Here is an 18962-nt window from a genome sequence, read left to right as displayed (position 1 = left end):
TACGATTTCATTTTTGCATAACTTCCCTGAACCCTGCAACTCTGGTTTTTATCTATAGGGAAAGCCGAGCTTATCATTCGTATTAAGCAGCGATCAGGAAAATATATCATCACACTCTATGGGCTTTATCATGAAATTCACAAGAAAAGAAACCAAAAAGTGATCTTTTAAAAAATAAAGGCTCCACTAATAGTGGAGCCTCTTAGAAATTTACTCTTTAAAAAATTAGAATTTATAAGCTACACCAACGCGGAAATCATTGGTTTTGTAGTTAACTTCAAGTTTTTCCTTTGCAAATTTCTTTTTACCAAAATCAGAGTAACGATATTCTGCACGTACAATCACATTATCCAGAAGCGAGAAATCAACGCCACCACCAAGTGTGTAACCAATCATGGTTTTTGTTTCATCAGCTAAGTTCTTAGAAGAAACGACTCTTCCATCCTCATCCTTAACGGATATTGATACAGTGTCTTGGAACTGCCCATAAGCAATACCACCAGCAAGATAAGGCATAAAGCGATCAGCAGCAAAACCAATACGTACCCGTGTAGCACCACCCCAATTTTGTTTGAAAGTATGACTTAAAGTTTCAACTTCATCCTCTTGATCAAGACCAAGTTCAGAAGCCAGCTTTTTCATTTGTTCTATACCATATGCACTGGAATTGTTCTTATCCACCACTTGTGTACTTTGTGCACCATGTCCAGCCACATTCTGTCCACCATGAGAACGAGAAGCATGTGAATTAGTACCATGCGCATGAGCGCCAGAGCCATGCCCACCTCCATGAGAAGCACCATGCGGATTAGCATTATTTCCACTACCATGGGCGCCATGATGACCTCCGTGTTGGGCTCCGCTTGTTCCATTGGAAGCTTTTGCTGACTCAGAGGTTGAACCTGATCTCGCGAGTACAGGTGTCCCTCCGCTCGGTACTGTTCTTTCTGATGATGATGGTTGTGATGCTGATACGGTTACGGCAGATTTTACTGGTGCAGACTCACGTGTTCCATTTAACCCTACTCCTGATGATTGGTCTCCCGAAGCTGATCTTGCCAATGAGAGTGATCCTGACCGCTCTGAAATTCCCACTCCTGTGCTGGAAGATGCCGATTTAGGTGCAGGCGACTGCAATTCATTTACCGATGTCCGCCCTACATCTGTTCTTGCCAATGATGTCCGTGAAGATTGCTCTGTCCTCAACACCTGTTTGGAGGAGTCTGATTGTGCTACTGGCAATACAGATGGTGCGTTTGACAGTGAAGTCGAAACTTCTGGACTTTGTACCTTCGTCACTGTTTTTCCTGCTATTGTATTAGGACTGCTAGACTTTCCAGTTGCTGCTGCTTGATTTGATTGTACCGCTCCTGCTTGTGACGATTGAACTGCATTTACTGGTCTATCTGGTGATGAACCGGATTGCGTTGCAGCAGATGTTTTTGACGTGGATCCTGCTACTGGAGTCCCTACTGCTGTAGCTCCTGCACTAGCAGGTGTTTCTGAAACGTTTTTTTGTGCTTGTGTTCCTGGTACTGCTGGTGGGGCTGGAGGCGTTTGTGGCTTTGCGGATCTGCGGGATCTTACGACTGCATTTTCTATTGTAGTGTTATCAGCCGCACCTATGGTAATTGTCTTTGTGTGTTTTTTACCAGATATCATTAAATCCGTATCGACACCAAAAATAAAGTTATCACCGAGATCAATATTAGAACCTGCATAAAAACCACCTACAAAACCCGAAAGTTTAGGAGAGATCTCTTTATCTAGTGGCAAATTCTTTTCTTGATCAACAAGAGCTATATCAGATTTGCTCGAAAAACCACCAGCTTGGACACCTAAATAAAGACCTGTCCATGAAAAAGTAGGCGCAACAATGGTAGAAGATGTCGATGGTGCTGGTTGATGAGGAATCATAACATCAGCAGCTAGCGCTGTAGACGCTGAAATTAAAGAAAAAATAGATGCTGTTATTAAACGTTTTGTATTCATAAAATCTCTCCAAATATCCAAAATGAAATGTATATAGAGCATCTTTTTTGAAAGATCTGTAGCAAAAATGACACACTCACAAAAAAATAAAAATTTTTTGAAAATAAGGCTTCTTAAACTTTCAATTTTGCATTCAATAAGAATTTGTAAACTAAATCACACCAGAATTATGTGTCTTAAAGTTGGATTCATTTTCATTAAATTTTCGCATAACTGTTAATGATAATATTCTTTATAAATTTCTTTTTACCGAAATCTGAATAACAGTATTCTGCATGCAATAAACTATCATCTGTCATTGCAAAATCAATGCCAACGAAAACAGTGAAATCAAATATTGCCTTTTTTAAAACCAAGCGCCATCAAAGTTTCATCTATTTATCAACATGATCTACTTTTGGTGCTTTAGCGATAGTATTTTGTATCTAAAATTAAGAGAAACAAAAGACTTATTCAAACACTCGCAAAAAAACTTTTAGATTCTTTGCGTAAATATCTTCATCATGAGACATCGGTTTAATTTATAAGGATAATTTATTGTTTTTATGTTGAATGAAAAAACTAATACTGTAGGATTTTATCATTAAAAACCTGTTCTATGTTGTATTAATCAAAACCATGTCTCTCGATAGCGGAAACAGTCTGTGGACAAAAAACATTAAAAGAATTTTAAATGCCTCTTATGAACGCTTTTAACAGCCAAGGTCTGTCCACCAACATTGGTGGCTGGCAAAGTTGTATGATGATGCTAGCTTGCTCTTTTTATTAAGAGTGTAAAGATAGTGGTGCTCTATAGATTTTATATTATTTCATTGGGAGGTTTTACCGTCTTATATCACTCACGGATACTGACATGAAGTGGGCTTGATGTACTTTGAAAAATATTTCTTTAAAACAAATGTGTGAATACACAACAACAAGTGTATTCCGTTTGGGGCGTTCTGTTTTGCATGAGGAGTGTGATCCCATAAAAAGAATGCAATAAACAAAAACGTAAGACATTATCCTAAATGCTTTTGAAAATCGTAAAGCTAAATTAAAAGAAGAGGATAAAGTTGGAAACTAGTTTTTCTCTTTGTTACTTCATATTCTTCCCCAATGAGACTGTATTTCCCAAAGCTTACTCCAACAGATATATGTAATACGCTCACTCTAATCTGGTATATACAGAATAAATTTAGTCACTGGTTATGATCTTTTCCTATTTCTGAGATTAATTGAATACTTTTCACTTAGGCGTAAAATGATAGCCATGATATAAGATTTTATGTAATCAGTAGCTATAAAATCCATATATACCACCAATTCGCCCTCTATAATATAAAACTTTTTTCTTTAAAGTCTTATAGCACAAAATGATACAAATAAAAATAGAAGGGATTAAGAGATATAGAATAGAGAGCTAATAAAATAAAGGCCCCGTTAAACGAGGCCTTAGTATTTTTTATGCTTCTAATTTCATTTTTACGAAATTAGAATTTGTAAGCGACACCTACACGGAAGTCATTGGTTTTGTAATTGAATTCACGTGTATCGTTTGCGAATTTCTTTTTACCAAAATCGGAGTAACGGTATTCCGCACGTAAAAGAACGTTGTCTGTCATTGCAAAGTCAACTCCACCACCAATAGTGAAACCAAGCATTGTCTTCGTGTCATCAGCCCAAGTACCACCAGTCAAATCTATGGCTTGCTTAGCCTCTGCGTCTGGCACTTTTTCATCCCCGTCAGCTTTCTGCTCAACTTTAGCTCTCTCTCCTTTTCCTGCAACGGATTGAATGCCCTGTACCTGCGCATAGGCAATACCACCAGCAACATAAGGCATAATACGGTCAACAGCAGCAAAACCGATACGGACGCGTGTCGCACCAGACCATTTTTCTTTGTAACTGTGCGTTTCTGTTACCTTGTCACCTTCTGCAAACTGCTGCTGATCTTTTAGTTCAACCTTAGCTTTTTCAAGGGCAGCATTAAAATTTTCTGCATCTTTTTCAGTAAGAGTCAATTCACGGGCTTTTTTTGATTCTTCACGGCCTGCCCAAACTGCATCGGTTTCAACCCCGAGAATGAGACCATTTCCGAGGTCTACGTTAGATCCGGCATAAATACCACCCATGAAACCAGAAGGACTAGGTGTGTTATCTTTTTTGAAAAGTTCTTTATCCGCTCCTGGAATAGTTACTTTAGTTTTACTCGAAAAGTTGCCAACTTGACCACCAAGATAAAAACCCGTCCAAGAAAACGAAGGGGCTGCTGCGATAACTGCTGGTGCGACTTCATGAGGGATCATCACATCAGCAGCCTGTGCTGCAGAAGCTGAAATTAAAGCAGCAGCAGAAGTTGCTATTAAAGATTTTGTATTCATAATTTTGCTCCTAAATTAACTATAAGATGACCTTACAAGATTATAGATAGAAAAGCTGTAGTAAAAATGTCACAGTCATACAAATAAAAGCCTAGAAAACAGCGGTTTTGTAAAAGTCAAGATCTCTTTAAAATTTAATTTTTTATTAATACTTTGTATTCATAATTGCGCTTTTGATGAAATTAGACCTTGTAAGCGACACCTACATAAAAGTCATTGTTTTGTAGCCTAGTTTAAGGTAATCTTTTTTAAATTCCTTCTTACCAAAGTCTGAGTAGCGGTATTCCGCACGAAGAAGAATATGATCTGTCATCGTGAAATCTATACCACCACCAAGGGTAAAACCCACCAACGTTTTTGATTTATCAAATACCGTAGCAGCAACTTCTTTACTTGACTTACCATTTGCCGACTTTTTTGTTTCTGAAACTTTATCGACACCTTGTATTTGCGCATAGGCAATACCATTGGCAACATAAGGCATAATGCGGTCAGCGACGGAAAAACCAACACAAACCCGTGTTGCACCAGACTATTTTTCTTTGAAACCAATATGATACACTGCTGTGTCACCTTTTTGAAACTTTTTATTTTCATCCAATGTAACACCAGCAATGCAACACCAGCATCTTCAAATTCATCATTAAAATCATTAAATTCGTCAATCGCAAGAATCTTTGAGACCGTCTTCGTCTCTCCTCGGTCTGCCCAGACTGCATCGGTTTCAACACCTAGAATGAGGACATTTCCAAGATCTACATTAGAACCTAATTGGAACCTAAATAAATACCACCTATGAAACCTCAAGGCTTAGGTAGTCCATCTTTATCTGAAGTTTTTTCTTTTGTCTCTAAATCAAATACATCAATTTTGACTTGAAAAGTTGCTAACTTGACCACCAAGATAAAAATCTATCCAAGAAAACGAAAGGGCTGTGATAACTGCTGAGACTGTTTCACGAGGAATGATAACATCAGAAGATTGTGCCACAGAAGCTGCTGCCATAGCGATAATAGACGTTTTGACTAAAGATTTTATATTCGTAAACTTTGCGCCTCATTTATTTAGAGGATAATGCTACAAGATTACAGAAAGAAAAGCTGTAGTAAAAAATAATACAGTTATAGAAAATGGAGGATGCACTCAAAACAAAATCGCTGCATGACTTTACAACGTTATTAACTTCACTCCGTACGAGAATTCGTAAGTTAACTTATCGATTTTGAATGTAATTCTTGTCTGTCGTTTATGAAAATATTTTTATATCTCCAATAAATATGGAGTGAGTAATAATATAACAGAGGCTCTGTCTTTGACAGAGCCTCTTAGAAGTTTATTTTGTTTTTTACGAAATTAGAATTTGTAAGCTACACCAACACGGAAGTCATTGGTTCTGAAATTATATTCTTTTTCTTTTGCAAAAAATTTCTTTTTACCATAGTCCGAGTAACGGTATTCTGCACGCAACAGGACATTATCAGTCACTGCAAAATCAAGACCGCCACCAATAGTGAAACCAACCATTGTTGCTGTTTCAGCAGATGAACCTGAAACAAAAGTTTTATCACCTACCTTCACTTCTCCATGAGCAGCCTCTAGCTGTGTATAGGCAACACCTCCAGCAACATAAGGCATAATGCGGTCAGCAGCAGCAAAACCAATACGTACTCGCGTAGCACCAGCCCATTTCTGTTTAAAACCAACAGCTTCTGATACATCCACAGCTTCTTGTGCACCTGCATTTCTAATACTTAAACTCTTTACAGTTTCAGTTCCACTAGCTGGAGGAGTTTCAGTTCCACCACCTTGAGGAGTTTCAGTTCCACCACCTTGAGGAGTTTCAGTTCCACCACCTTGAGGAGTTTCAGTTCCACCAGCTGGAGGAGTTACAGTTTCAGAAGCTACTCGCACATCCTTTTTGCCAGACCAGATCATATCTGTTTCAACACCTAGTATAATGCCATTTCCAAGATCAAAGTTAGATCCTGCATAAAAACCGCCAATCAAACCTGAAAGCTTAGGTGATAAGTCTTTAAAAATTGAAGTCTCTTTATCTTTATCTTTTAAGTCAATTTTACTTGAAAAACCACCAATCTGACCACCGATATAAAAGCCTGTCCAAGAAAATGAAGGGGCTGAGATGACTGCTGGGGCTGTTTCACGAGGGATGATAACATCAGCAGCTTGTGCTGCAGAAGCTGCCGCTATAGCGATAACAGAAGTTGTTACTAAAGATTTTATATTCATAAACTTTGCTCCTAATTTATTTATGAGCAAAGTGCTACAAGATTACAGAAAGAAAAGCTGTAGTAAAAATGATACAGTCACAGAAAATGGAGGGCACATCTCAGACAAAAGCAATTCATAGCTTTGTTTTGTACGAGAAACTTAAAAAATATATATAAATAACTTATTGATTTTTAAATGTAATTATTGTTTATTGTCTATGATTTTTTTAAGAAAATCTGAATAATATCTTTCCACATCCACAATAAATTATGTATTGTGTGATAATATAGCAACAGAGAATAACAGAGGTGCTGTTAAAAACAGCGCCTCTGTTATTTAACTTATCATCTGTTAAAATTTGTAAGCAACACCAACTCGGAAATCATTGGTTTTGTAAGATGTCTCATATTTATCATTTGAGAATTTCTTTTTTCCAAAATCAGAGTAACGGTATTCCGCACGGACAATAACGTTATTGGTCATAGCTAAATCAACACCAGCACCCAGAGTGTAACCAACAAGGGTCTTTGTTTCATCAGACAAGCTACCAGAAGCTATTACTTTATCTGAATCTTTGCCTGTTATTGAAATTGATGCAGTATCTTGAAGCTGTGTATAGGCGATACCACCAGCAACGTAAGGCATAATGCGTTCAGCTGCAAAACCAATACGTACGCGTGTCGCACCAGCCCACTTTTCTTTAAAAGTGAAACTGTGGGTCCGTTTAGCACCAGCTTCAAGCGCATCTTTACCAATACTAATTCCAGATTCTGTTAATATCTTCTTAATATAATTGATATGACCTGGAAGAATAACATATGTGTTTCCTGTCTTCGTGTCATCTTTATTAGACCACACGATATCTGTATCAACACCTAAAATAAGGCCATTACCGAGATCAACGTTGGAACCTGCGTAAAGACCACCCATGAAACCAGATAGTTTAGGCAAAAGGTCATCCGGCGCTGGAATCTTTTTTCCGTTACTGAGAATATCCATTTTCGTTTTACCCGAAAAACCACCAATCTGGCCTCCAACATAAAAACCTGTCCAAGAAAAAGTTGGAGCAACAATAACGGGAGCAACAGGTGTTGGACTTGGGGGAACAATAACATCTGCTGCTTGTGCTGCTGAAGCTGAAACAAAAGCGAAAGCAGAAGCTGTTATTAACCATTTCATATTCATATTTTCTCTCCATAGCTGAATATTTATTTGAACACATCGTTTCATATAGAGCCCAAACTTCAGATATCTGTAGCAAAAATGATACACTCATAAAAAAAACAAAAAGCCAATCAAATCACCTTTGATTGCTTGATCTGTAATAAATGAGAATTGAACTATGCCAATGTACAAATGATTGTCTCTTGTCACATTTGCTCTTCTTTATAAATTTTTCAAAAATATCTGCGTTATCACCGTGGAAAGCATGTGCTATTGTCTAATGAAAAATTATCATTTTATATTAAATTCAAATGCTCTCATCTTAAACCATTGTATATTCAAGCAACAAAAACCATCCCTCTATACAATACAAACGAGCAAGTATGTGAAACCGTTAAAAAACTAAAAATGTCACTTATGAATGTTTTCAATAGCAAGAACTGTCAAATGCAACCGTTCTATTTAAATTTATACAAATAACGTTTTTACCTTCATCCTTCGCATAACCAAATATGAAAACTATGTATTCGTTTTTTTCATAAAAAGGATGCTTATTTCAAACATAAACTTGTATCGCACAAAATAAGACTTCCAATAATCCATGGATTGAAACAAGATCACATGCAACTTGCCTGCTCTTTATTTTTACTTTAGGCATTTATTGTTTTTAAATATTTACCATTTTTTTCTTCTTTCAACCTTATAGTAAAGTCTTTTTCAGAGCTTCAGCCTTATTTGTAGGCTATCATTTCATACTCCATTACAAGACTAAATTGAAAAAAATGCCTAAAGACAAGAAACTGGTATGATAAATGCTGAAATCTATATTCAAACTCCCCTTAAATCAAAAAAGATGAGAGATCTTTCTTAAAGTTTTCACACAAAACTTTGCTTTAAAAGTCATTAATTTGGCAGAAAAAATATCTGATATTGCATCATAGACAAATAAAAAATATTTTATAAAATTCTGTAGTCACATATCGTAAGATTCTCTCATTCCAAACTGGTTGCATGTCGCAATCAATCAAAATCATTCGCTTGCACATTACAAGCAAGAAAAGCCGTGTAGATAAAAACTGTACAAGAAAGGATTAAAAACGCCTCCTTATGAATCGTCTCACATACCAAAGGCTGTCACAATATTGAGAACTAGCAAAGTGTGTGATGAATGCTGGCTTTTCACCTTCATAAGCGTAAAGGCGGTAGTACTCAATGGATTTACCATTATACCTTTCATAAATGGCGTCGCGAAATAGGCTTGTGAGCATTGAGAAATGTTTCTTTAAAACAAGCTCACGTAAGTATGCAACTCAATGGCGTTTTATTCCTTGAAACACACCAAGATCAAAAGTTTAACATTAAAATAAATACTTGGCTTTCTTCTCGATTTGGATGAAGCGTCCTATCAGACCCTGTCTGCAAATAGTCCAGATTTTTGTCGAGTGGGTTTCATTTAGCTTCCCATTCATGTAATTCACTTAACCAAAGATTCCCTATAGACAAGTCCTTCACTAATCCCACCCCATACTCTAAAAGCACTTATCAAGGCGTTTTACATGCCTTATATAACCACACTTAAAATGACGATCGGCATAACAAAATAACCCGAAATCTCTAGGCTATATTCATCTAAACCCATGAATTTTGTAACGACTGGTTGCTATTATACAGTACTATTCGTTCACTAAAATCTCCCTGCTCGTATCTTTTCCGAACAGTACTCTTCATTCTCACCGTATACAATTATAACACCATTTAAAAAAATAGCTCCCCTCCTGTTTTCAGGTGATAATATCTCTTTTCTTCATTTTTCGAGCATACGTTACAGCTCTCAATGTTGTTTTCTCACTTTTTAAAAACTCATTGGACTTCGTGTAAATAGGTTTGGTCGTCCTCTTTTCCCTAGTCCTTTTTTAGGATTATATCCTCTTTTTTTACCAGAATGTGACACAGGTACTAACTTAGCTGCTGTTATGTATTCACTGTTATTTGTGCAAGAAAGTTCTATTTGAAAAACTTCAGATAATACCTTGCGAAGCTGTTCACCAGAAAAAAGACCTATTGGAGGAACAGCCGAAGATGCTCTCTGTATAAGGTTTTGAGACGCTAAAAAACTCGCACCCTGAGCGATAGAGATTGAAGCAAAAGTAGCAAAAGCTGTAATAAAATATTTTATGTTCATAAATTAACCTCATTAAATATCCATAATGGATTTTACCTAGTGCCTTCATTGCAAATTTCTAGAGAAAAATAATATGTTTATAGATAAAAAGTGAAAATCCTTACAAATAAAGCTTTGGAGCCCTTTTGATTTTAAAATAAAAGCAAATTGCCCTGCTCTACCAACATAGAAATCACTTATTGAGTAATAAATTAAAGGCACGAAGTATCGTCTGAAAATAATAAACTATACGAGCCTCACATAAACAATTGATTTATAAATATAATGTACATTTCCTCACACAAAATGAGCCCCTAGAATATCAGAATATTCTCTCATTCCAAACTTGTTCATTATACATTAAGCAAATTTATTCGCTTCCACATCATAAATGAAGTTTGTATAGAGATAAAACTCTTGAAAACAGGGGGATTCTTACGAATCTATTTAAATGCAAAAGCTATTGCAACGTTTTGACTTAGTAAAAAGCGCTCTTGCTGACTTGTTTCTAGCACACTTTTCTAGGAGTTGCTCTTTGCATTGTTCAGTGCAATCGTAGTTATCTGTATACATTAATCATATAATATATTGATTTATAATGATAGTTTAGCGTTATTCATATTGAGTAAAAACCCTGAATACCGTAAGATTCTCTCATCCAAATCTTTTTCATGTTGAATCCATCAAAACCATTTGATTGCATGTTACAAGTGGGGAGAGCTGTGTAGACAAAAATAAAAAAGACTAAAAATGCCTCTTATAAACCATCCCAAGTGCCAAGAGCTACACAACATTGGGAGTTGGCAAATTGTGTGATGGTAGCGGCTTGTTACTCCATAAGCGTAAAGATGGGAGTGCTCAACGAATTTTATATCATATTTTGGGGCTTTATCGTTATACCACTCATAAGCGCCGCCGTGAAATGAGCTTGGGTGCCGGTTTATTTTAAAAAAAGCACATGAATTAGCAACACAAATATATTCCGTTTAGGGCGTTCTGTTTTACATGAAGAACGTAAATCCATTAAAAACGTGAGAAACAAAAGCGTGAGGCAATGCGTAATCTCTATTATTTAACAGACATTGCTTTAGATACTTTTGAAAGTCGTAAAGCAGAATTAAAAATGATGGTAAAGATAAGATTTGGTTTTTATATTTACGCCTTCATATTTTTTCCCAATTAGGCTGTGTACTGGTTTCAGAGATTTAGGTCTTCGAACCTACCATATGTTTCAAAACTCTCCTCAAAATTGCTTTTTTCAAATAAAAGCTGTTACAAAAGTAAAAAATATGAATTCGCAAAAGCACTTTGATTACCTAAACTTCAAATGAAATAGCACTTAAGAATTTATTATAACTCTTATCAGAAAAGATGAGAGGATAAAATGCCCATAATGTACAAGCATTTCATCCTCTCACATCAATAATTAACTCCATTAAAAGCCAATTTTAAAGTTAGCTATGCGCAAAAATATCAACTTCCGCCCATCCTAAAAGATCAAGCCTAGCTCTCATAGGCAAAAATTGAAAGCATGCCTTGGCAACATTTTCTCGCTCTTCACGTCTTAAACGTTCTTCAAATATAACCTTTAAACGATGCAAATATAACACATCCGACGCAGCATATTCAATTTGTGCCTGTGATAACGTTTCTGCCGCCCAATCCGAAGATTGTTGCTGTTTAGAAATATTCACATTCAGCAATTCATTACAAATTTCTTTCAAGCCATGACGATCCGTATAAGTACGCGTGAGTTTCGAAGCAATCTTTGTACAAAAAATAGCCTCTGGCATAACACCAAATGTATGCGCTAAAATCGCAAGATCAAAACGCCCAAAATGGAATATTTTGATGACTGCGTTATCTCCAAGAAGCTTGACCAAATTAGGTGCACTCTTTTGTCCTTTAGCAATTTGTATAATATCGGCAGTACCATCTCCAGAAGAAAGCTGAACAACACATAAACGATCACGATGGGGTTGTAACCCTAAAGTTTCAGTATCAATCGCAATGGCGTCAGTTTTATAATTATCTAAGTTTGGTAAATCACCTTGATGAACGCGAATCTCAGCCATTTACCCTCCTATTTGCGAAAGCAGCAAGAATACGCGCCCAAGACCGCTGCCCCTTATGAAACGATTTTAAATTATACTTTTCATTAGGCGAATGAATACGATCATCAGCCAGTCCAAAACCAACCAAAAGAGTTTCCATACCAAGAATTGACCGAAAATCTGCTACAATTGGGATCGAGCCCCCCATAGCTGTCAAAACAGCAGGCACTTCCCACTCTTGTGATAAGGCATCCTTCGCCTCCTTGATAAAAGATGAATCATCAGAAATCTGAAGTGCCGGAGAAGAACCGTGATTCTTAAATTCAACCTTACAATCAGCCGGAATTGAGCTACGTACATAATCACGCAACGCTTGGCGTATTTTCTCTGGATCTTGCTTATGCACCAAACGACACGATACTTTTGCACTCGCTTGAGAAGCAATAACCGTTTTCATCCCTTCCCCTTCATAGCCGCCACTAATACCATTAATTTCCATGGTAGGACGTGCCCATACAAGCTCTAAAATGCTCCGCCCTTTTTCACCAGCAGGAATGGAAAGCCCTATAGGACCAAGAAAATTTTCAGCAGTACAATTAAGTTCATTCCATAACTGCAAAATCTGTGGAGGTGTTTCTTCTACGCCATCATAAAAACTAGGAAGTGTTACCCTATTATTTTCATCGTGAAGTCCTGCTAAGATTTTCGTTAGAATACGAATGGGATTAACTGCTACTCCTCCAAAATAACCAGAATGCAAATCACGATTCGCTGCTGTAATAATTATCTCTTCTGCCATAATTCCCCGAAGAGAAAGAGCAATAGATGGTGTATCCGCATCCCACATTGACGTGTCACAAACCAATGCATAATCTGCCTTAAGTTCATCTTTATTTTCTTTTAAAAAAGGAATAAGGGAAGGAGAAGCACATTCTTCCTCACCTTCACATAAAATAGTAACTTTAACAGGAAGATGCCCTGTTTCTTTCTTAAATGCACGACATGCTTCAATAAAAGTCATCAACTGACCTTTGTCATCTGAAGCTCCACGAGCACAAATAACTTTCTCTCCATCTCTCTCTTTTAAAGAAGGTGTAAATGGATCATCCTCCCATAAACTCAAAGGATCAACAGGTTGAACATCATAATGTCCGTAAAACAAAACATGCAAACAATCATCCGAAGGTCCTGGATGATGCCCAACAACCATTGGATGACCCGGTGTATCACGGCGTGAAGCCTCAAAACCGATGCTTTTTAAATCCTCTACTAACCAATCAGCTGCTTTACGACATGCATCCTTGTAAGCCGAGTCTGTAGAAATCGATTGAAAACGTAAAAGAGAAAAAAGGCGTTCAAGGCTCTTTTCTATATTTCCATCAAGATGTGTTAGTACTTTATTCAGCATAAAAAAAACCTCTCAAGCCTTGTGTAATTATACTATAGATACGACGACTTTAAGCCTCTTGTAAGATTTTGCAAGACACCTTATTCATTTTTGGCATTGTGAGCAGTAAAAACTTGAACGTCCAGCCTGTAAAATACGCACTATAGGCGTTCCACATTCCAAACATTGCTTGCCTTCTCGTCCATAAACTGAAAAAGCATGTTGGAAATAACCAAGTGAACCATCTATATGCATATAATCACGTAAAGAAGAGCCACCAGACAAAATGGCTTCAGAAATCACATTGCGTATATTTTTTGCTAAAGAATCTGCAAATTCACATGCACGTGCCGTTTTTGATGCCAATGTAAATGCACCACGTTGTGGAGACAAACGACTCCGCCAAAGTGCTTCACAAACATAAATATTCCCAAGACCTGCAACAATAGACTGATCAAGTAAAACGCTCTTGAGAGACATTTTTTTATTAACAAAAGCCTTTTGTAAATAACGACCAGAAAACGAATTACTCATAGGTTCAAGCCCTAGCTTATTTAAAAGTGGATGTTCATAAAGCTTGTCCGTATTGACTAAAAGCATAAATCCAAAGCGACGCACATCATTATAAATAAGATGATAAACTTCACCATTCCTTGTTTGAATATCCATGACAAAATGATCATGTTTAACCAATTTACTTGTCGTTCTTAAAAGATCATTCTCTATACGCCATGAACCAGACATTCCTAAATGGCTTAAAATCGTTTCATTCTGAGAAAGATGGAATAATAAATATTTTGCACGCCGACCAAGTTCTATAATTGTTCTGCCAATAAGGCGCTCAGAAAAAGCCTCAGGAAAAGGAAAGCGCAAATCTCTACGATTAAGTCTGACAGATACTATCTTTGCATCAGTTACAACAGACTCAAGTCCACGACGAACTGTCTCTACTTCAGGAAGTTCAGGCATCTCTCTTCTTTAATAATTATACACTTTTCAATTGTATCACCAATAAATTGGCTTCTTTTCCCTCCTCAAAGAACAAAGGTTTCCTCTACATCTGCTCTATAAACGACTCAAATTCTTGATGAGTGGATTTCACTTAGCTTCCTACTCATGTGAGTCACTTAACTAAAGGCTTTATGACCAAACCCTGCCTTGAATATTCACCTGGCACTCTAAAATACTTAACGTATCAATGAGGCTTACACCCCACCCTACCTCAAATGACAATATTTGAGGACATAGCAGGATTAAGCCCACTCACCTTTACGAAATACAGGAACTCTTACACCATCTTGGGTAATGCCATCGATATCAATTTCGCCAGAACCAATCATCCAGTCAATATGAATGACACTTTTATTACCACCACGCGCTGCAATCTCTTCTGATGTCAATGATGCCCCATCTAAAAAGCATTTGGAATAACACTGTCCTAAAGCAATATGACATGCAGCATTTTCATCAAATAAGGTATTATAAAAAAGGAGGTCACTCTTAGAAATTGGTGAAGAATGAGGAACAAGAGCAACTTCGCCCAATCGGCTTGCACCCTCATCACTTTGCAAAACCTGCTGCAAAACTTCCTGCCCCGTTGATGCACGGGATTCAACAATACGCCCTGCTTCAAAACGTACTTCAATATTATCAATCAGTGTTCCTTGATAGGAAAGTGGCTTTGTTGAGCGAACAAAACCTTCAACCTTATGAGCATGAGGAGTCGTGAAAACTTCTTCTGTCGGAATATTCGGATTGCAAATAACACCATTTTGAGCAACAGATGCACCACCATGCCATTCATGATCATCTGCCAAACCAACAGTTAAATCAGTCCCTGGCCCTGTAAAGTGTAAAGCAGAAAAACGCTGCTCATTAAGCCAAGATGACCGTTTCTTTAAATTCTCGTTATGGACGAACCACGCATGTACCGGATCTTCTTCTGTAACACGTGAAGCAGAAAAAATTGCATCGGCTAATTTTTTAATCGCCTCATTCAGTGGTAAAGAAGGAAACATTGCCTCAGCCCATCCTGCTGTTGGATAAGCAACAATTGACCAATTTATAGAAAAATTCGATATTTTTTTGAGAGCAGGCTGGTAAGCTAGTGAAGTCGCCTTATTCAAACGCGCAACCTTATCGAAATCTTGATTGGAAAGGAGCAAAGGATTATCACCAACAATTGCTAACCGCGCTGCCCCCTTTTCAAAAGCCTTCGCCATTCCCTCATAAAGCCAAGAAGGGGCACAATCAAAACTAGTTTTATGGGCATTTTCAAAACGTGTAAGCGATAATATATCATCACTAAAAATTGGTGTAATGACACCAGCACCAACCTTATAAGCATGATATGCAATACGCCGAACAAAAGGTAATGCTGAAACTGGAGCAGTCAAAACAAGATCCTGCCCCTCTTGTAAATTCAACCCCACTTTTACTGTAATTTCTGCAAGACGATTAAGCATTTCAGGCGAAATTGTCTCATGAATATCAAAGTACATTAGCAATACCCTTCTTTAAATAAAATGCGTTCTTTATGTCGTCATCTTATAAATTTTTTTAGATCCTTCGAGTTCATTTTCTCTACGTATATTTATGCGTGTCATTATCGCTAAAAGGTTCACTTAATTCATAAACCGCAATGGGTATATAACCCTTCTTTTGTCGTGAAAAACTTACCAGTTTCTATGTCGTTTTTCTAACATTGCAACAATTGCATTTAACTGATCTGATGAAGGCAAAGTCATAATCGTTTTATTTTCCTCTTTCCTAGCTAGATGTTGAGGTGCATAGGCAGGAATAGGAACTTTATCAAGCTGTACCAAAGCAAAAGATGCAAGATGTGCCGTCTTGGACTGTGCTATTTCTATCGAAGGAGATGCTCTTTTTTCTACCTTTACTCCCCCACTTTCTAAGCCTTCATCTATAAAGCTTGGCGCATGACCAGAACGTTCTTGAGCAAAAGCATAAGCAACATCATAAGGGCGATTATTTGTAGGAACTTGAAGTTCCCCATCACGTGATCGTTTTTCATAAAAAGCATTTCCCCCTGCAACCTGAACATAATGCATGTTTTTATACGGAAAAGACAAACCAGCGGTATGAAAAAACTTAGCGTGTTTAACTTTCTTATCTCGTTCACCCCGTAAAACAGCATCAGCCGCCTCTCTTACACGAGCAACAGATGCTTTCTCCGTCATAGGACGCGTTAAAACACCAGGAGCAAACTGCTTATATTGACCAACAACACCACAAATCGTCTTAGGATAGGCGGTTGAATTAACACGATTCATAACAACCGTCCCAACAGCAATCATTCCTTCACGGCTTGTGCGATTTGATTCAAAATACATCGCTCGCATGAGACATTGACGCTCTGTCAATGGATACGTAACTGTTTTTGTCTTATTATTATTTACTTTTCCAGTATCTAAACGATTTGAAGCACACCCCACAACAACTAACGGCGCTACACAACAGGTAACAAAAACATTCCAACGATTTTTTTTCATCTTATGCAACACATTCCTATAATCTCTGAGCTATTCAAATTTTGAAATGAGCTTTAAATGTATCTCTCAATAAAGTACATAGCTAACTGTTACCACTCAGTAAAATTTTAATACAAGAGGTAATCAAAAAGTATCTATGCAAAATAAAAAATAAAAAACTCTTAATTTACAGATCAATATTGTTATCCTTCATGGTCCAATATAGTCCATAATAGCCCACACGTTCCAATTACAATGAAGTAACACTATCCACTTCTCCTACATACAAAAAATTTGGATACCAAAACTCTTTGCATCGATATTAAAAAAATAATACAGATATCCCCTTTTAATATAAAAATTTTAACAAAATGATCTGAAAGGAAATTCCCCTAGAAAACTCCCCTCCTGCCACAATACGAGTGATGATATCATCCAATATACAAATATGTCAAACCAAGAGTTAGCAATCTGCTATGCTTCTCTGAAAAACTCTTTGTTGCCTCTTTATGCTTTTCCATAAGATAGTTATCTTATTCTTTCTATAGCCGCACTGTAAGAAAATACTCATATATCTACAAACTGATTTTATACATATAAGAAAAATCTTAATCTATTTTCTTCTCACCTACCCCAACTTTATAAGTAAGGTCATCGCGAGGACGATCAGAGGACATATGGTAACCCGTTATGATATAATGCAGCATCTCAGCAATATTAGTAACATGGTCACCAATCCGTTCAATATTCTTTAAACAAAACAGTAAGTGCGTACAAACCGTAATATTACGCATATCTTCCATCATATATGTCAAAAGTTCACGAAAAAGAGAAGTATACAAAGCATCAATCTTCTCATCACGCTCACGCACCGCGTCAACACGCTCTAATAGGCGACTCGTATAAGCATTTAAGACTTCTTTTAATTGATTGAGTGCTAAAGCTGTAATTGTTTCAAGCCCATGATAAACAGAAGCAGATTGACGTATTTCTGAAAGTGCAACAGTCCTTTTAGCAATGTTTTTGGCCATATCCCCAATCCGCTCAAGATCAGAAGAAATACGAATGGCTCCAATAATTTCACGCAAATCGACAGCCATCGGTTGGCGTTTGCAAATAATAGCAACCGCTTTTTCATCAATGTCACGTTCTGCTTCATCTAAAAACACATCATCGGCAATCACTGTCGTTGCAAGTTGAAGATCACTACACACAACCGATGCTACAGAACGTTCAATCATTCTTTCTGCATGGCTCCCCATTTCTGTAATCCTTGCTTTTAAATATTTTAGTTCTGCATCATAAGAACGGACAGTATGGTTCATAGACATATCTTACACTCCTCAATTCACCTATCCAAAACGCCCCGTAATATAATCTTGCGTCCGTTGCTCTTTTGGTGAGGTAAAGATCATTTCAGTCGCACCAACTTCTACCAAATGCCCTAAATGAAACATAGCCGTATATTGAGAAACACGTGCGGCCTGTTGCATGGAATGCGTTACAATAACAATTGTATAATTTTGCCGTAACGCATCGATAAGCTCTTCAATCCGTGCCGTCGCAATGGGATCAAGAGCTGAACAGGGCTCATCCATCAAAATAACTTCAGGACTAACCGCAATAGCACGTGCAATACACAAACGCTGTTGTTGTCCCCCTGACAAACTTGTTCCAAGATCATGAAGACGATCTTTTACTTCTTCAAACAAACCTGCCTGCCTCAAACTCTTTTCAACTACATCATGCAATTCAGAGCGCGTTTTAACTAAACCATGAATGCGTGGACCATACGCAACATTCTCAAATATAGATTTTGGAAAAGGACTGGGCTTTTGAAAAACCATTCCAACACGAGCGCGCAATTCTACAACATCAATCCTCTGGTCATAAATATTCTCCCCATCTAAGGTAATAAGACCGGTTGTTTTAGCGCCTTCAATCGTATCATTCATACGGTTAAAACAACGCAAAAAAGTCGACTTTCCGCATCCTGATGGACCAATCAAGGCTGTTACTTGATGTTCAGGAATATCAAGTGTAATACCATGGAGTGCTTCTTTGTCTCCATAAGAAACCTTCACATCCTGACCGCGCATTTTAATCTTCATTACAAAAATT

12 protein-coding genes and 2 pseudogenes are annotated in these 18962 nt (G+C 37.3%); 1 reads left to right on the top strand and 13 read right to left on the bottom strand.

What is annotated here, in order from left to right:
- Positions 1–225: 225 nt before the first annotated feature.
- The 6 genes and pseudogenes from ACFIJR_RS05685 to ACFIJR_RS05660 form a co-directional block, all read right to left on the bottom strand.
- Positions 226–1992 (bottom strand): porin, encoded by a 1767-nt coding sequence (locus ACFIJR_RS05685; protein WP_375653799.1) that lies wholly within the window; start codon positions 1990–1992, stop codon positions 226–228.
- A 1472-nt stretch (positions 1993–3464) separates the two neighbouring features.
- Positions 3465–4355, bottom strand: a complete 891-nt coding sequence (locus ACFIJR_RS05680) for an outer membrane protein (protein ID WP_375626822.1) — start codon at positions 4353–4355, stop codon at positions 3465–3467.
- Between the two features lie 182 nt (positions 4356–4537).
- Positions 4538–5360: pseudogene (locus tag ACFIJR_RS05675) on the bottom strand (outer membrane protein).
- Between the two features lie 348 nt (positions 5361–5708).
- Positions 5709–6602: a porin gene (locus ACFIJR_RS05670; RefSeq protein WP_375653798.1), complete on the bottom strand. Its 894-nt coding sequence runs from the start codon at positions 6600–6602 to the stop codon at positions 5709–5711.
- A gap of 333 nt (positions 6603–6935) precedes the next feature.
- Complete coding sequence (locus ACFIJR_RS05665) at positions 6936–7769, bottom strand: outer membrane protein (protein WP_375653797.1); 834 nt, start codon at positions 7767–7769, stop codon at positions 6936–6938.
- Positions 7770–9600: 1831 nt separating this feature from the next.
- The gene (locus ACFIJR_RS05660; protein WP_375651810.1) at positions 9601–9930 is read right to left on the bottom strand and encodes a hypothetical protein; all 330 of its coding nucleotides are present in this window, start codon (positions 9928–9930) and stop codon (positions 9601–9603) included.
- 729 nt (positions 9931–10659) lie between these two features.
- On the opposite strand from ACFIJR_RS05660, the pseudogene ACFIJR_RS05655 reads away from it, so the two are divergent.
- Positions 10660–11115 (top strand): annotated as a pseudogene (locus ACFIJR_RS05655) (integrase); the annotation flags it as partial.
- Positions 11116–11363: 248 nt separating this feature from the next.
- Here ACFIJR_RS05655 and ACFIJR_RS05650 read toward each other — a convergent pair.
- The 7 genes from ACFIJR_RS05650 to pstB form a co-directional block, all read right to left on the bottom strand.
- Positions 11364–11984: a ribonuclease D gene (locus ACFIJR_RS05650; RefSeq protein ID WP_273787818.1), complete on the bottom strand. Its 621-nt coding sequence runs from the start codon at positions 11982–11984 to the stop codon at positions 11364–11366.
- Complete coding sequence (locus ACFIJR_RS05645) at positions 11977–13371, bottom strand: M20/M25/M40 family metallo-hydrolase (protein WP_375626811.1); 1395 nt, start codon at positions 13369–13371, stop codon at positions 11977–11979. Before ACFIJR_RS05645 ends, ACFIJR_RS05650 begins: the two co-directional genes overlap by 8 nt.
- An 84-nt stretch (positions 13372–13455) precedes the next feature.
- A complete protein-coding gene (gene mutM, locus ACFIJR_RS05640; protein WP_375626809.1) occupies positions 13456–14319 on the bottom strand; it encodes a bifunctional DNA-formamidopyrimidine glycosylase/DNA-(apurinic or apyrimidinic site) lyase in 864 nt (287 codons plus the stop codon).
- A gap of 284 nt (positions 14320–14603) precedes the next feature.
- Positions 14604–15851: an aminopeptidase gene (locus ACFIJR_RS05635; RefSeq protein ID WP_375653795.1), complete on the bottom strand. Its 1248-nt coding sequence runs from the start codon at positions 15849–15851 to the stop codon at positions 14604–14606.
- Between the two features lie 174 nt (positions 15852–16025).
- Positions 16026–16862 (bottom strand): cell wall hydrolase, encoded by an 837-nt coding sequence (locus tag ACFIJR_RS05630; protein ID WP_375653794.1) that lies wholly within the window; start codon positions 16860–16862, stop codon positions 16026–16028.
- 587 nt (positions 16863–17449) lie between these two features.
- Positions 17450–18172 carry a phosphate signaling complex protein PhoU gene (phoU, locus tag ACFIJR_RS05625; RefSeq protein ID WP_012754655.1) on the bottom strand — a complete coding sequence of 241 codons (723 nt, stop codon included), beginning with the start codon at positions 18170–18172 and terminating at the stop codon, positions 17450–17452.
- Positions 18173–18193: 21 nt separating this feature from the next.
- Positions 18194–18952 carry a phosphate ABC transporter ATP-binding protein PstB gene (gene pstB / locus ACFIJR_RS05620; protein ID WP_375625677.1) on the bottom strand — a complete coding sequence of 253 codons (759 nt, stop codon included), beginning with the start codon at positions 18950–18952 and terminating at the stop codon, positions 18194–18196.
- Between the last annotated feature and the right edge of the window lie 10 nt (positions 18953–18962).

The sequence above is a fragment of the Bartonella sp. OD88NMGDW genome (genome assembly GCF_042193775.1).
GTDB lineage: Bacteria > Pseudomonadota > Alphaproteobacteria > Rhizobiales > Rhizobiaceae > Bartonella > Bartonella grahamii.
Note: the sequence above shows the minus strand (reverse complement) of the source record. Positions and strands in the feature narration are given on the sequence as shown.